The sequence below is a fragment of the Bacillus sp. XB1 genome (genome assembly GCF_053557995.1).
In genome coordinates, this window is sequence record NZ_JBNRIL010000001.1 from 2,055,149 (window position 1) to 2,068,542 (window position 13,394).

The 13,394-nt window shown below is 34.6% G+C and carries 19 protein-coding genes and 1 riboswitch; of the genes, 6 read left to right on the forward strand and 13 right to left on the reverse strand.

Annotated features, from left to right (window positions below; all coding sequences use genetic code 11):
- Window positions 1-57 precede the first annotated feature (57 nt).
- From ACK1U5_RS10460 to ACK1U5_RS10495, 8 genes are all read right to left on the reverse strand, one after another.
- On the reverse strand, window positions 58-420 hold the full coding sequence (locus ACK1U5_RS10460; RefSeq protein WP_165852336.1) for a DUF3986 family protein: 363 nt from the start codon (window positions 418-420) through the stop codon (window positions 58-60).
- Window positions 420-1,769: an aspartate aminotransferase family protein gene (locus ACK1U5_RS10465; protein WP_000850983.1), complete on the reverse strand. Its 1,350-nt coding sequence runs from the start codon at window positions 1,767-1,769 to the stop codon at window positions 420-422. Before ACK1U5_RS10465 ends, ACK1U5_RS10460 begins: the two co-directional genes overlap by 1 nt.
- A 191-nt stretch (window positions 1,770-1,960) precedes the next feature.
- Window positions 1,961-3,511, reverse strand: coding sequence for a solute symporter family protein (locus tag ACK1U5_RS10470; RefSeq protein ID WP_001098236.1), 1,551 nt, complete (start codon window positions 3,509-3,511; stop codon window positions 1,961-1,963).
- A 2-nt stretch (window positions 3,512-3,513) separates the two neighbouring features.
- Window positions 3,514-3,855, reverse strand: coding sequence for a DUF485 domain-containing protein (locus ACK1U5_RS10475; protein WP_000817366.1), 342 nt, complete (start codon window positions 3,853-3,855; stop codon window positions 3,514-3,516).
- A gap of 222 nt (window positions 3,856-4,077) precedes the next feature.
- Window positions 4,078-4,707, reverse strand: a complete 630-nt coding sequence (locus tag ACK1U5_RS10480; protein ID WP_000755394.1) for a sterol desaturase family protein — start codon at window positions 4,705-4,707, stop codon at window positions 4,078-4,080.
- A gap of 78 nt (window positions 4,708-4,785) precedes the next feature.
- On the reverse strand, window positions 4,786-5,079 hold the full coding sequence (locus tag ACK1U5_RS10485) for a hypothetical protein (RefSeq protein ID WP_000286362.1): 294 nt from the start codon (window positions 5,077-5,079) through the stop codon (window positions 4,786-4,788).
- 19 nt (window positions 5,080-5,098) lie between these two features.
- The gene (locus tag ACK1U5_RS10490; RefSeq protein ID WP_001196839.1) at window positions 5,099-5,842 is read right to left on the reverse strand and encodes a LysE family transporter; all 744 of its coding nucleotides are present in this window, start codon (window positions 5,840-5,842) and stop codon (window positions 5,099-5,101) included.
- Between the two features lie 14 nt (window positions 5,843-5,856).
- Entirely contained in the window at window positions 5,857-6,585 is a 729-nt protein-coding gene (locus ACK1U5_RS10495) for a YqcI/YcgG family protein (RefSeq protein WP_061655912.1), read from the reverse strand.
- A 263-nt stretch (window positions 6,586-6,848) separates the two neighbouring features.
- Here ACK1U5_RS10495 and cspB point away from each other — a divergent pair, with 263 nt between their 5' ends.
- Both cspB and ACK1U5_RS10505 read left to right on the forward strand, forming a co-directional pair.
- Window positions 6,849-7,046: a cold shock-like protein CspB gene (cspB, locus tag ACK1U5_RS10500; RefSeq protein WP_001161731.1), complete on the forward strand. Its 198-nt coding sequence runs from the start codon at window positions 6,849-6,851 to the stop codon at window positions 7,044-7,046.
- Between the two features lie 119 nt (window positions 7,047-7,165).
- Window positions 7,166-7,414, forward strand: coding sequence for a DUF2564 family protein (locus ACK1U5_RS10505; RefSeq protein ID WP_000534392.1), 249 nt, complete (start codon window positions 7,166-7,168; stop codon window positions 7,412-7,414).
- Between the two features lie 33 nt (window positions 7,415-7,447).
- On the opposite strand, the gene ACK1U5_RS10510 is transcribed toward ACK1U5_RS10505, so the two are convergent.
- From ACK1U5_RS10510 to ACK1U5_RS10520, 3 genes are all read right to left on the reverse strand, one after another.
- Window positions 7,448-7,624, reverse strand: coding sequence for a zinc-finger domain-containing protein (locus ACK1U5_RS10510; RefSeq protein WP_000358801.1), 177 nt, complete (start codon window positions 7,622-7,624; stop codon window positions 7,448-7,450).
- A gap of 12 nt (window positions 7,625-7,636) precedes the next feature.
- A complete protein-coding gene (locus ACK1U5_RS10515; RefSeq protein WP_000875555.1) occupies window positions 7,637-8,296 on the reverse strand; it encodes a ribonuclease H family protein in 660 nt (219 codons plus the stop codon).
- A gap of 151 nt (window positions 8,297-8,447) precedes the next feature.
- Window positions 8,448-8,933, reverse strand: a complete 486-nt coding sequence (locus tag ACK1U5_RS10520) for a QueT transporter family protein (protein ID WP_001026471.1) — start codon at window positions 8,931-8,933, stop codon at window positions 8,448-8,450.
- 6 nt (window positions 8,934-8,939) lie between these two features.
- Window positions 8,940-8,984, reverse strand: a riboswitch (PreQ1 riboswitch).
- A 133-nt stretch (window positions 8,985-9,117) separates the two neighbouring features.
- On the opposite strand from ACK1U5_RS10520, the gene ACK1U5_RS10525 reads away from it, so the two are divergent.
- The 3 genes from ACK1U5_RS10525 (at window position 9,118) to ACK1U5_RS10535 (ending at window position 11,365) form a co-directional block, all read left to right on the forward strand.
- Complete coding sequence (locus ACK1U5_RS10525; protein ID WP_000127397.1) at window positions 9,118-9,990, forward strand: aldose 1-epimerase family protein; 873 nt, start codon at window positions 9,118-9,120, stop codon at window positions 9,988-9,990.
- A 69-nt stretch (window positions 9,991-10,059) separates the two neighbouring features.
- On the forward strand, window positions 10,060-10,446 hold the full coding sequence (locus ACK1U5_RS10530) for a reverse transcriptase-like protein (RefSeq protein ID WP_000573880.1): 387 nt from the start codon (window positions 10,060-10,062) through the stop codon (window positions 10,444-10,446).
- Between the two features lie 13 nt (window positions 10,447-10,459).
- Window positions 10,460-11,365 carry a DMT family transporter gene (locus ACK1U5_RS10535; RefSeq protein ID WP_069605151.1) on the forward strand — a complete coding sequence of 302 codons (906 nt, stop codon included), beginning with the start codon at window positions 10,460-10,462 and terminating at the stop codon, window positions 11,363-11,365.
- Window positions 11,366-11,367: 2 nt separating this feature from the next.
- Here ACK1U5_RS10535 and ACK1U5_RS10540 read toward each other — a convergent pair whose 3' ends face one another.
- Complete coding sequence (locus tag ACK1U5_RS10540; RefSeq protein ID WP_001195212.1) at window positions 11,368-11,628, reverse strand: DUF6123 family protein; 261 nt, start codon at window positions 11,626-11,628, stop codon at window positions 11,368-11,370.
- A gap of 182 nt (window positions 11,629-11,810) precedes the next feature.
- Between ACK1U5_RS10540 and ACK1U5_RS10545 the strand changes: the two genes are divergently transcribed.
- Window positions 11,811-12,371, forward strand: a complete 561-nt coding sequence (locus tag ACK1U5_RS10545) for a cysteine hydrolase family protein (RefSeq protein ID WP_000806320.1) — start codon at window positions 11,811-11,813, stop codon at window positions 12,369-12,371.
- Window positions 12,372-12,412: 41 nt separating this feature from the next.
- Here the strand turns inward: ACK1U5_RS10545 and ACK1U5_RS10550 are convergent, their stop codons facing one another.
- Entirely contained in the window at window positions 12,413-13,273 is an 861-nt protein-coding gene (locus ACK1U5_RS10550; RefSeq protein ID WP_000571012.1) for a GNAT family N-acetyltransferase, read from the reverse strand.
- Window positions 13,274-13,394: the final 121 nt, after the last annotated feature.

A 13,394-nucleotide genomic window follows, 5' to 3' on the forward strand; every position in this document is an offset into this window, starting at 1 on the left:
TATAATAAAAGGAGATTGCTATTTTATAAGATAGCAATCTCCTTTTTCATTTTATCTTTAAACAATTCCATTCGTTTTTAACCATTTTTCAAAAATAGTTCGTGCTTCTTCATCATTGATATCATTACTAAATGAATACACCTTAATACCATAATCATCTATATATTCACCCAGTTTCATTTCCTCCACTTTCTTATAAAAATCGTCCACCTCATAGTGCGGAATATAAGCATCCCAAACTGGTTCATGTATTCTTTTGTACGCTGTCACTTCTAAATCATATCCATCTTCATAATATCCGATGTGATAATGTTGATTAGGATCATATTTCTTCATAATAATTCCCCTCCCTTTGAAAAATTTATCATATTTCACATAATAAACAAAAGCGAGCTGTATATTACAGCTCGCTCGATTCATTAAATACGTTCCATCGCCGTCTTCAACGTTCCAACAACAAAGGCAATTTCTTCACTTGAAATAATAAGCGGTGGTGCTAATGTTAAGACGTTATTATATCCTGCTGTCGTCATACCGTTTCGTCCTATAATAAGCCCTTTTTCTTTACAAGCATTTACGACACTTGCGATTTTGTCGTTATCAATTGGCTCTTTCGTCTCTTTATCATTTACTAATTCAATTCCAACTAATAGACCTTTTCCTCTAATATCCCCAACAAGCGGATGTTCCCCAATTTCATCTTTTAGTTGCTCTAATAAAAGGGAACCCATTTGCGCAGATCGCTCAATTAAATTTTCATTTTCCATAATCTCTAAGTTTTTAAGGGCTAATGCACAAGCTGCTGGATTTCCACCAAATGTATTAATATGTCGGAAGAATTCATACTCTCCCTTCCCTTTAAATGCTTCATATATTTCTTTTTTCACAGCTGTTGCAGATAATGGTAAATATGCGCTCGTAATGCCTTTTGCCATTGTAATAATATCTGGCTTCACATCATAATTCATAAATCCGAATGCTTTTCCTGTACGACCGAAGCCGCAAATCACTTCATCACTTATAAGCAAGGCACCGTGTTTTTGACATGTCTCATGAACAGCTTTCATATAGTCTTGTGGTGGCATTAATATGCCCCCGCCTGTAATAATAGGTTCCATAATAAACGCAGCAATTGTTTCACTTAATTCCCACGTCATAACACGATCGACTTCTTTCACACATTCTACATCATAAATATGCTGCCCTTCAATTTCAGGCATACGGTAACAATCCGGTGGTGTTACGTGTAAAAAGCCTGAAGCAAACGGCTCATATTGATATCTACGCTGCGCTTGTCCCGTCGCTGCCATTGTCGCCATTGTATTCCCGTGATACCCACGATAACGTGACATAAATTTATAACGATGTGGTTCACCTTTTTGCGCATAGTATTGCCTTGCTATTTTAAAAGCTGTTTCGTTCGCTTCTGAACCACTATTTGAGAAGAAAATAACATACTCTCCCCCAAGCCACTCATTTAACTTTTCAGCAAGCTTTATAGCTGGTTCATGAGATTGTGACATTGGAAAGTATGATAATGTTTGTAATTGCTTATAAGCCGCTTCTGCGAGCTCCGTTCTTCCATATCCACTATTCACACACCAAAGACCACTCATACCATCTAAATATCTTTTTCCTTGTATATCTTCAACCCAGCACCCTTCAGCTTTTGCCCCTACCATTGTACTATTTGGACTAAAGGGACGCATTCCGTGCCAAACATATTGCTCATCTTTTGCTAATAATTCATCAGTTTGCTTCGTTTTCATCATTACTTCCACCTTCCATAACAACTTATTTTTCACAAAAGCTGCGCTGGTGCCATGATGACTTAAATTTCTCCCTGCTATTTTCATTCCACAAAATTAAGACAAATCCTACTTACAAATCAGTAATATTTACAAGAAAATGACAAAAGAAAAAAGAGCTTTTCTTATCTATCGAAAAGCTCCTCTTTTATTTAATGTGAAGACGCATCACTAATACCTTGACCAGTATTAGATTTCACAAGAATTTCATCAAATTTCGCTGCATCTTCTTTCTTACTAGATAAAACAGTTCCTAAATATGCTGCAAGAAATCCGAGCGGAATTGAAATAATTCCTGGTGTCGTATATGGGAATATCGCTTCCCCAACAAAAATAGCTTTTCCAGCTACAGGGTTCCAAACATTCGGACTCAACGCTACGAGAACAATTGCTGATACGAGCCCTACAATCATACCGGAAATAGCACCCGTTGTATTAAAACGCTTCCAATATATTGTAAATAAAATCACTGGTAGATTTGCACTCGCTGCAACTGCAAATGCTAATGATACTAAAAATGCTACGTTTAATGTTTGGGCAAATAATGCAAGTATGATAGATAATATCGCTACCCCAATAGATGCATAACGAGCCATAGATACTTGCTCTTTTTCCGTTGATTTCCCTTTGCGAATAATCTCATTATAAAAATCATGAGCGAATGCTGATGCTGCCGTTAATACGAGACCTGCCACTACAGCCAAAATTGTTGCAAAAGCAATTGCTGATACGAAAGCAAATAAGAAGTCTCCACCTAACGCTTTGGCTAATAAAGGTGCTGCCATATTACCCGCTGGGTTCGCTTTAATAATCGCTTCATTTCCTACAAACGCTGCCGCACCAAATCCTAAGAAAATCGTCATAATATAAAATGCACCAATTAACCATGTCGCATATACGACAGATTGACGTGCAGTTTTTGCATCACGTACTGTAAAAAAGCGGACAAGTATATGTGGTAATCCAGCTGTACCAAGTACTAGTCCTAAATTTAAAGAAAGTGTATCAAGGCCATCCTTATACTTTACACCTGGATTTAAAAATGAATCTTTTAATGGTGTAGCTGTTTTCATTTGGGCAAACATTTCAGTCACGCTGAAGTTGAATTTTGCGAAAACGATAACAGAAATAATAAACGTACCGGCCATAAGTAATACAGCCTTTACAATTTGTACCCAGCTCGTTGCTGTCATACCACCAAAAATAACATACACCGTCATAAGTGTTCCAACGATTAATACAGATGTCGTATATTCAATCCCTAATAATAATTTAATAAGTGCACCCGCGCCAACTAATTGTGCAATCATATAAAAGATAGAAATCGTCATCGTATTAAGAGCTGCAACTCCGCGAACTTTTTTCGCGTCAAAGCGTGCTGCAATCATATCCGCCAAAGTGTACTTTCCTAAATTTCTAAGCGGTTCTGCAACAAGATATAGTACAACTAAATAAGCAACTAAAAAACCGATACTATAAAAGAATCCATCAAACCCAGTTAATGCGATTGCTCCAGCTATACCGAGAAATGAAGCAGCAGACATGTAATCTCCAGCAATGGCCAGACCATTTTGCCAACCAGTTAATCCCCCTCCAGCCGTATAAAATTCACTCGCATTTTTCGTTTTTTTCGATGCAAAATAGGTTATGACGAGCGTACCAAGAACAATAATTAAAAATAGTGCAAATGCAGTAGTATTCAAGTTCAGCCCCTCCCTTTTTGCATATCTTGCAAAATTTTTCGGGAGATTTCATCAAATGATTCTGCTTTTTTGCTATAAATCATACATAGTGCCCATGTCATAATAAATTGGGAAAAAGCAAATACCCACGCCCATGTAACGTCTCCAAATGCAGGTGTATTAAGCACCTTTGAATACGATGTTAGAATAGGTAATGCGATAAAAAAACTAAAAAAGAAAATACTCATTGGAATGATAAACTTCTTTTTCGTATTTAATAACAATTGAAATTCTTCCGACTGAACGACCTCTGTATAATTCACCTCATTTTGCAACTTACGTGCTGACGTATCGTCTCGTTTCATTAACCGATCCCCTCTCTTACTTAAAATACACTTCCCCCTTGCATACCTAAAGACTAAATTTTATAAATATTCAGAAACTTATATTCATTTTAGACAATCCATGCATTCATGCAAAGATTTTTTGATAGACATTTTTCGGCAATTTCCCCTAAATTTTTAATATACTTTTTCAAAATAAAGTGACACCTTACTTATTTATCCTCATTAAGACAAAAGCAGTGCTTAACGCACTACTTTTGTCTTTTTTTCCTTTTCTAAATTACGAGCCGTTTCGCTTAACTCAACATCTTTTCCGTCTTTAAGTGTTCCAAATATAAAATCGAATACTGGATTTGAAACACCAAACCAAAACTTTTCGTTTTTATAATGGTGTAATATATGTTGTTTTTTTAGCCATCTTCCAAACTTAGTGACGGGACGAATCGGTCTATGAGCAATATAATGTTTCCATTCGTAAACGAGCAGCATGATAATCATTCCGATTCCAAATGAAAGTGCAATAGTAACACTTTTTGTAATACCATATGCTATAAGTAAATATATAGTAAAACTAGGTATACTAAACCATACAGGTAAAAACAAAAGTTTTAAATCATCTGGATATACGTGGTGATCATAATGCAATCTTCTTAACATTTTTAATAGAAATTTGTTTTTAGGTGGCTTTATATGGAATAAAAAACGATGTGTCATATATTCATTAAGCGTATAGAAAACAATCCCAAACATACATGCTAACATGCCAAACCAAGTAAAAAATTGCATTTTTAAAATAATAATGAAAATAAATAGAATGCTATACATAATAACAATATCATGTTGTAAAAAGAACTCTTTCCCCACTTTCTTCATCTTATTTCCCCCTTTTCCAAAAAAACAGCCGCAACATATCGTTACGACTATTTCTTTTCTATTCTTATTCTATTCACTTTACAAATTTGCCTGCTGTTCTATTGCCGAGAAAAAATTGTTTGATCCAAATATATTTTGCTTCGGAATAATATGTTCCACTGCAAACACTGTTACTTCTCCTCTTTGCACTTCTCCAATAATGAGCCCAAATATTTCATGATTTACTGCAAACGTCGGTTGCTTTGTTTGTAACAATCTTGCAGCATTATGAAATACCGCTTCATATAGTGGATTTCTATCAGTAATTTCTTTTCGGATTTTTGGCGCTAACGTAATTATAATTTCTTTTCCGTCAATAGTGGTTCGATACATAAAAATCTCCCCTTCAATCTTATGTGAACAACTGTAAAGCTTTGTATGCAAAATGTATAGAGTAACCTACTAAAATAATACCTGCTCCGGCTGTTATGTAGCCAAGCGCTTTTGGTTTTAATAAAGTTCTTCCAAAATGTACAGAAAAAGCAATATTTAAATTCCATAAAATAATACCAACAATAATGCAAAGACTGTACAAAAAAGCTTCTTGTTTCGTTACCTTCGTAAGTAATGAGCTAAGTGTACTTCCGTATATACCAAACCAAAAAACAAGATTTAATGGATTGGATATCGCAATTAAAAATCCTGCCATAAACGATTGCTTAAGGCCACCTACCTCTTCTTTTTTATATTCCATATTCGATTCGAAAATTCCTTGTTTTACACTTTGAAATCCTAAATAAAATAACAAGAAAAAACCCGTGCAATACATGAAGGCTTGTACATATGTATACATAAACACAGAAGATAAACCGAAATAAATGAGAAGCATAAATAAAACATCTGCAGTCATTCCACCAATTCCAACAACCCAAGCGTGCCAAAAACCACGTTCAATTCCTCGTTTTAACATTTCAATATTAATCGGCCCTACTGGCGCAGCTAATGATATACCTAATACGATTTGCTGTATAATTGCTCCAATCATCGCTCTATCCTTTCTACTCTCTTTACTACTAGTTAATGATGTAATTTTAAAAAATAGACTAGCTTTCATAATAAAATACCCTTTTTTATCCAAAATATACAAAAGAGCCATCTAGATGATGGCTCTTACTTTTCTATCCTATGAAGAAAAGGACATTTCCCTTTTATTGGCTCTACATCGTCTCCTATGAAATATTGTTTCCATTCACGATGCTCTGGGTCACCATAATGACTAATGTTAGGATGTTTCGGCAATTGATCCCACTTTTCAACTCGCTCACGGACCATTTGTCTTGAATATGCTCCTTTAGGACGATCTCCCTCTAATCCATCAAAAATAGTGCGTGGCTGAAACCCAATAACGAGAGAATTCCCTAAATGTCTAGTTTTTCGTTGTTTATAAGCTGGCGCATTTCCAAATGCGAATATTGGCTCACCACCAAATGAAAATTCCCATAAATAATGGTCTGGGTCTTCAGGAATTTGCTTTGGCCATGCTTGATTATCGTTTTCATGTAAATACTGTAACACTTTCCAAAAAGAATCACGGTAATATTCGAGTGATTGTTCTTCACATTCCGGTTCTACAAAAAGGAAAAAGCCCCTTCTTACAATCGGTCTCTCTTTCATTAACTCTAAAAAAGATAACATTGTATGCGGCAAATGACTCCAATCATTATGAGAAAGAAATGAATAACGAAGTTCATTCTTTTTCAAAGCTGTTAAACCGAAATAACATGGAAAAGTTGGTTCTAACACAACATTTGAAAAAATCTCAAATTCTTTTGCAACCCAATCCGGTATGTCGGTTCTCGTTCTCATTCCTTCATTATCTAATAAGCAAGACTTATTCATTCTTTCACCTCATTATGTATAGCATTCAATTAAGAATATTACGTACAAGGCCTGTCCTATACCTATTTAAAAATTTGACTGGAAAATTATTTAAAAATACAAAAAAATAAAATCGCTTACTTGACTAATTTCTCCCAATTCGTGTATATTTAAATTAATCATTTAGCAGAATATTCAAGAATATAGCATTTTTAGTTTATATTATTTTTTAAAATGAATTTCACTAAATGAAAATAGTAAACGCTTTTAGGAGGAATTGTAACATGCAAGGAAAAGTAAAATGGTTTAACAACGAAAAAGGTTTTGGATTTATCGAAATGGAAGGCGCTGACGATGTATTCGTACATTTCTCTGCTATTCAAGGAGACGGCTACAAAGCTTTAGAAGAAGGTCAAGAAGTATCTTTCGACATTACTGAAGGTAACCGCGGACCTCAAGCTGCTAACGTAGTAAAACTTTAATCCAACATATAACAGGAGGTTGCCTTACTTGGTAACCTCCTTTGTTATTCCTTTGTATATTTCCGTTTTACAGAGCAAAAACTATGTGAAATGCGCACTATACAAAGGAGGAATTATTAATGGGATCAGAAGTAAATGATTTTGAAGAAGTGAAATTCCGTGTAGAAACAGCACAAAAAATGGTAGGATCAGCAACAATTTCAATGGATCCAGATACATTAGAGCATGCTACTACTGCTGTAGAAGCAGCTCGCTCTCAGCTTGAAATTATGAAATCTGTTGCAACTGATTTAGATGAGCCATTTTTAATGAATGAGGAAAAGAAATTAAATAAATGTGAGCATCAACTAAACGAAGCAAGACACTAAAAAACATCCAGAGAATTTTCTCTGGATGTTTTTTCATGACAACTGTTCTCCATACTTTTTCAATGTTTCTCCAACTGTACATTGCCGTATACAAAATGAATGGGCATAATATTTACTATTTGTCTTTCGATTATGTTCTCGCAAGAAACATCCTTCACAATACGTTTCTAATAAGTCATTTACCTCTGTAATGAGTTGCTTTTTATCCACCTTTGCACCTCTCTATTCAGTTATTTCTTTATGACTATCAATAACTGTTCCTTCCAATGCTTGCGTAGCTAATTGATGTGCTTCTTTATTTTGTTTTCTAGATATTGGTTCACATATAAGTTTTAATTTCATTTGCTTCGCCTTTTGTTCGATTTGATCTAAATAATGGTTTAAATGCTCATCATAACAAGGCCATTCTCCGGCTAATTGCTGCAGTACAACTTGAGAATCACCGTGAAGTGTGACTGCTTCATACTTAACCCCTAATTCCTCGAGTATATTCATACCGTATAGTAACGATGCATATTCCGCTTCATTATTATCATATATACCTTCTATATATGCATTGCGGCGAATCCGGTAGTTTGTATTTCCTTTTTTATAATACACACATATACCAACGCCAGCTTCTTTCGTTTGCACATCATATCCCCCATCAAAATAAACGAGTATTTCTTGGGGATCTTCCTCTACTTGCTTACTTAACTTTTTCATCTCTTTTAATGACCATTCTGCGTCCATTTCATCATAAAATGAAATTTCTTTTACTCTTCCTGTTTTCTCAAAATCCTCTGCAAATTGAAGTACTTCTTCTATGTTCATATACTCTGTCGTTAATTCCGTCTGCAATCCGCGCTTCGTTTTATACAACCAATGAATTTTATATTTCATACTACATTCCCCTTATGTAAGACTTCTTATTTATCCGGCTAATTGAAGCCTCACTTTATTTTATTATATTTTATCAAGAGTCACAGTATTATATTCAATATAATCACATACAAAAAGAGCCATCCTATATAAGGAATAGCTCTTTCATCTATTACATAAATCTTTCAAATTGTACTCGCTTATTAATCCAGTACATTACAGGCATACCGATCGCCATTACTACGAATTCACCTGCTGCACATGTTAACCAAGTCCACATAAATGGTAGGTCAAATGCAAGATGAAGTTCAATTGCAATCATAAACATTGTAATCGTAAAGATAACTGTATTAAAAATCATACGAGCCCAAACACCTTTAATAAATCGCATAGAAATAATCGTTGCAACTAATGCAAGAATAGATTGCCCTACTCCAAATACTAAATCATAAGCGATCATAGGTGAGAAAAAGAGATTCGTTAAAAATACACCTAATACAATTCCGTAAATTGCTTTCTTGTTAAATACAACGAGATGATTAAACATCTCTGAAATACGAAACTGTACATTCGTAAAGCCAAATGGCTGAATAAGCATAGAAACAGCAATATATAATGCCGCTAAAATACCATTACCGACTAATGTTCTAATATTCATGACAAAATCTCCTTAGTTTTTTTACGTGGGATGGTTTCGAACCACGTTATTCGTTTTTTAAGCAACAAGATTATATTTTACGTGGTAGCCCCTCTTTCGTCAATAGATTTCCTATCATAAACTACCTTTTTCCTTTTAGACAACGTATAATGAAACATATGAAAGATTTAGGAGGTTTCACTTCATGACAGCAACAATTCAAAATGAAAAAGTGATCGTTTCCATTTCTGACAAAGGTGCAGAATTACAGAGCGTTCGCTTAAAAGAAGACAACATAGAATATTTATGGCAAGGTGATTCTACTTATTGGGGACGCCGTGCACCAATTTTGTTCCCAATTGTTGGTCGATTAGTAGATAATACATACTACGTAGACGGTAAACCATATTCATTAACACAACACGGTTTCGCTCGTGATCTTACTTTCTCTGTGAAAGAACAAAGCGAAACAAAGATCACTTATATCGTTACTAGTAATGAAGAAACATTAAAAAAATACCCATACGAATTCGAATTACTCGTTTCTTATGAGCTAGATGGACAAAGTGTTCATGTAACATATGAAGTAAACAATCCTACTTCTAAAGAAATGTTCTTCTCAATCGGCGCACATCCTGGATTCAACTTCCCTTTATTGGACGGTGAATCATTTACAGATTATCACTTATCGTTTAATGGTTCGGAACGCTTAGAAACAAGCGTATTAGAAGGACCTTATCTTTCAAACAAAAAGCAATTAATCGCTGAAAATACGACTGAATTGCCACTTACATACGATTTATTCAAAAATGATGCACTTATTTTTGAACATATGAATACGAATGAAATTTCGATTCGTTCTCATAAACATAATAAATTTGTAAAAGTAGAATTTGATGGATTTCCATTTGTCGGCGTATGGACACCAGGGGATAACGCACCTTTCTTATGTATTGAACCTTGGTATGGAATCGCTGATGAAGTAAATCCAGCAAAAGATTTCAAGGACAAAAAGGGAATTCAATCTTTACAAGCGAATGAAACATTTACATGTCGTTACAGCATCACAATCGGATAACTACCCTATCCCCTACTTCAAAAAAATATTTAAGTAGGGGATAATCTTATAATTTGGAGGTTTCTCATTTTGATTGAAGTATATATTGATGGTGCATCAAAAGGAAATCCTGGTCCTTCTGGTGCAGGAGTGTTTATTAAAGGCGTTCAGCCGCCTGTACAATTATCAGTACCACTTGGAACAATGTCCAATCATGAAGCAGAATACCGCGCTTTACTTCTAGCATTAAAATATTGCATCGAGCATAATTATAGCACTGTCTCTTTTCGTACAGATTCCCAGCTTGTCGAACGGGCTGTTGAAAAAGAATACGCAAAAAATAAAATATTTGCACCTCTTTTAGATGAAGCACTGCAGTACATAAAAAACTTCGATCTCTTTTTTATTAAGTGGATTCCAAGTAGTCAAAATAAAGTAGCTGATGAATTAGCTAGAAAAGCTATCTTACAAAATTAACGGGGGTATGAGTGTGAAAAGAGAGTGGATTGCTCCTCTTGCTTTATTATTTGTCTCTTTTATTTGGGGAGCTACGTTTGTTGTCGTTCAAAACGCTATGTCTTTCGTTGGTCCATTTACGTTTAATGGTATTCGTTTTTTATTCGCTGGAATTATTTTATTATTCGTTCAAATTATTTTCTCACAGAAAACTTCAAAACAAGAATTAAAACATAGTAGTTTAGCTGGATTAATAGTTGGGTTCTTCTTATTTGTCGGCTATTTATTACAAACATTTGGCTTACTCTATACAACTTCTTCAAAAGCAGGTTTCTTAACTGGGCTAAGCATTGTTATGGTCCCAATCTTATCCTTTATCTTTTTAAAACAAAAAGCCACCATTTTCATCGTACTTGGTATTGCTGTAGCTACAACAGGTTTGTACTTATTAACAGCTGCTGATTCTTTCCAATTAAATATAGGAGATATACTTGTTCTCGGTTGTGCAGTCGCTTTCGCTGCCCATATTCTTATTAACGGCTTCTTTTCTAAAAAAATATCACCTTTATTATTAAGCACATCTCAAGTATTAGCTGTTGGTATATTTTCTTCTATTTGCGCTTTCTTGTTTGAAGATTGGGAAAAGTTATTTTCAGTATCACTATGGACGAATCAATCCTTTTTATTCGCACTCTTTCTAACTGCCCTGTTTGCAACATCTATTGCTTTTTTCATTCAAACATCGGCACAAAAACACACTTCTCCAACGAGAGTAGCAATTATTTTCGCAATGGAGCCCGTTTTTGCTGCATTAACAGGCGTTCTCGTTGCAAATGAACAACTTTCTATTTCTGCTATTATCGGATGTCTATGTATTTTTCTAGGCATGATTTTTGTTGAATTACCTTCCAAAACAAAAAAAGAAGCGCAGGCTGCGTGAAGTTACGCTTGTAACTTCCGCATAAAAGCCTTAGCGCTTTTTTTATCTGTAATTTCTTCCTCTTTCAATCGTTCTAATAACGCAACGAAATAACTACCATCAAACTGCAATTGATGTTTAATTGTCGCTTCTATTGCTGCGTTCACAATCCCATCAGACGCACCAGTATATCCTTGTCCAAACATAATAAACCCTTGTGCTTCCTCTGATAATTTAAATCCTTTCGTATGTAAGAATGAAAGATAATCTTCTACTGTTTGCATGTTATTCCCACCTACTCAAAAATTCTCCATCTCCTATCATACATGTTTTTACACGCTATGAGAATGAAATTTCTTTGACAACTTTGTAAATCAATCTTCTACTTCTCTTACAATGGAGGATTTTCTAACAATCTGAAGGAATATGTACAGTGGAACTTATTTCATATTAAAGGGGAGACACGATGAAACAAGCACTATTAATTATCGACGCTCAGCAAGAATTAATTGATGGAAATGAGCAAGAAAATGAAGTTTTTCGTAAAACCGAGCTATTATCTACACTAAATATAGCCCTCCAGAAAGCAATAGATTCAAATGCTCTTATTGTTTTCGTAAGAGATATCGATGTTGCTTCTGGTAGTGGCGAAGGATTTGAAGTACATAATCAAATTCAAGTACCCCAGTCTGCAATCTTTATTAATAAAGCAGCAACCAATTCATTCTACGGTACTTCTTTACTTGAACTTTTAAAAGAAGAAAACATTAATCATATTGTTATAGGCGGATGTAAAACAGAACATTGCATTGACACTGCCGTTAGGACAGCAACTGTACAAGGATTTGACGTTACATTAATTAAAAACGGTCATTCAACAACTGATTCTAACGTATTGTCTGCAGAACAAATTATTGGTCATCACAATAAAACTTTACACGGTCATTATAACGTTGATCATTTTTCTATGGTGCGAGATATCGAGGAAGACCTCTTTCAGCCAACTCATGACCAATATCGTGATTAAATTGGCTCAAAAAAGAATCCTTCATTTAAAAGGATTCTTTTTTATCCAAAAATTTGCGCTGCAATACTATATAGTTCACTATTTCTTTTTAATAACCGATTACTATTTTTCATCATAATTGGTGGTGTATTCACTTTTTTAAAACCAGCAACCTCTAATTCTTTCATGAAATCGTTCTTTCCTTCTGGTACATCCATTCTTAATTTTCCATTATGCCCTCTTGCTAAATCATGTACAATTCTCATTGCCATCTCATCATTTTTAGCAACAACCGGCCCTATTATCTTATTTTCTGGTGTTTGTATGCTTAAACCGTAACCTAATACATTTTGTTCCTTGTCCCTTACAACGATACACTGTTCACTTTGCATAATTCTTTTCTTTAAAAACTCTTTTCTATTTGTTCCAAACGCATATTCATCTATTTTTATTATTTTTTCTAAATCACCCTCTTCATAATTCATCACATAATCTTCATTTCTTACACAATAATCTTTCGCATTGTATGAGTTACATATGTATTTAGAAACATAACTTACTGCCCTAAATCCTAACTTTTCATATAAAGGTTTCCCTTCATCCGTAGCAATAAGCATAATTGGAGTATGAGCTGATACGCTTTTAACGCACGCTTCCGTTATTATCTTTCCAATCCCTCTCCCCTTATAATCTGGATGTACAATCACCATTCCGATAGACGCTAATTTCTCCCCATATAATATTATTGCCGCGCTAGCAATTAGTTCCTCTCTCTCATTCCAAACACCGTATACATTCCCTGCGTTAAAAATAGTCTCAATTTCTTCTCTGTTATAATCCCACCCAATATAAGAAGATAATGATACAATATTCCCTGTTTTTGCTTCCCTAAGACGCTCCACTCTAATTTCCAATTCAATCATACTCCATCCCCTTATCTAGACATTTAAATCATTATTATCAAATCAACTTGTACATGTTTCCATTTATTTATCACACACATATCCTATTTTGACCAAGACTATATTGGAAATGAGGTGACAA

What these genes read in the sequence shown, in the direction of transcription:
- ACK1U5_RS10475 (WP_000817366.1), bottom strand. Translation starts at nt 3,855, where the DNA reads ATGAAACGAGACGATACGTCAGCACGTAAGTTGCAAAATGAGGTGAAT.
- ACK1U5_RS10490 (WP_001196839.1), bottom strand. Translation starts at nt 5,842, where the DNA reads ATGGCTCTTTTGTATATTTTGGATAAAAAAGGGTATTTTATTATGAAA.
- ACK1U5_RS10465 (WP_000850983.1), bottom strand. Translation starts at nt 1,769, where the DNA reads ATGAAAACGAAGCAAACTGATGAATTATTAGCAAAAGATGAGCAATAT.
- ACK1U5_RS10505 (WP_000534392.1), top strand. Translation starts at nt 7,166, where the DNA reads ATGGGATCAGAAGTAAATGATTTTGAAGAAGTGAAATTCCGTGTAGAA.
- ACK1U5_RS10480 (WP_000755394.1), bottom strand. Translation starts at nt 4,707, where the DNA reads ATGAAGAAAGTGGGGAAAGAGTTCTTTTTACAACATGATATTGTTATT.
- ACK1U5_RS10545 (WP_000806320.1), top strand. Translation starts at nt 11,811, where the DNA reads ATGAAACAAGCACTATTAATTATCGACGCTCAGCAAGAATTAATTGAT.
- ACK1U5_RS10485 (WP_000286362.1), bottom strand. Translation starts at nt 5,079, where the DNA reads ATGTATCGAACCACTATTGACGGAAAAGAAATTATAATTACGTTAGCG.
- ACK1U5_RS10495 (WP_061655912.1), bottom strand. Translation starts at nt 6,585, where the DNA reads ATGAATAAGTCTTGCTTATTAGATAATGAAGGAATGAGAACGAGAACC.
- ACK1U5_RS10525 (WP_000127397.1), top strand. Translation starts at nt 9,118, where the DNA reads ATGACAGCAACAATTCAAAATGAAAAAGTGATCGTTTCCATTTCTGAC.
- ACK1U5_RS10540 (WP_001195212.1), bottom strand. Translation starts at nt 11,628, where the DNA reads ATGCAAACAGTAGAAGATTATCTTTCATTCTTACATACGAAAGGATTT.
- ACK1U5_RS10520 (WP_001026471.1), bottom strand. Translation starts at nt 8,933, where the DNA reads ATGAATATTAGAACATTAGTCGGTAATGGTATTTTAGCGGCATTATAT.
- ACK1U5_RS10515 (WP_000875555.1), bottom strand. Translation starts at nt 8,296, where the DNA reads ATGAAATATAAAATTCATTGGTTGTATAAAACGAAGCGCGGATTGCAG.
- ACK1U5_RS10550 (WP_000571012.1), bottom strand. Translation starts at nt 13,273, where the DNA reads ATGATTGAATTGGAAATTAGAGTGGAGCGTCTTAGGGAAGCAAAAACA.
- ACK1U5_RS10460 (WP_165852336.1), bottom strand. Translation starts at nt 420, where the DNA reads ATGAATCGAGCGAGCTGTAATATACAGCTCGCTTTTGTTTATTATGTG.
- cspB (WP_001161731.1), top strand. Translation starts at nt 6,849, where the DNA reads ATGCAAGGAAAAGTAAAATGGTTTAACAACGAAAAAGGTTTTGGATTT.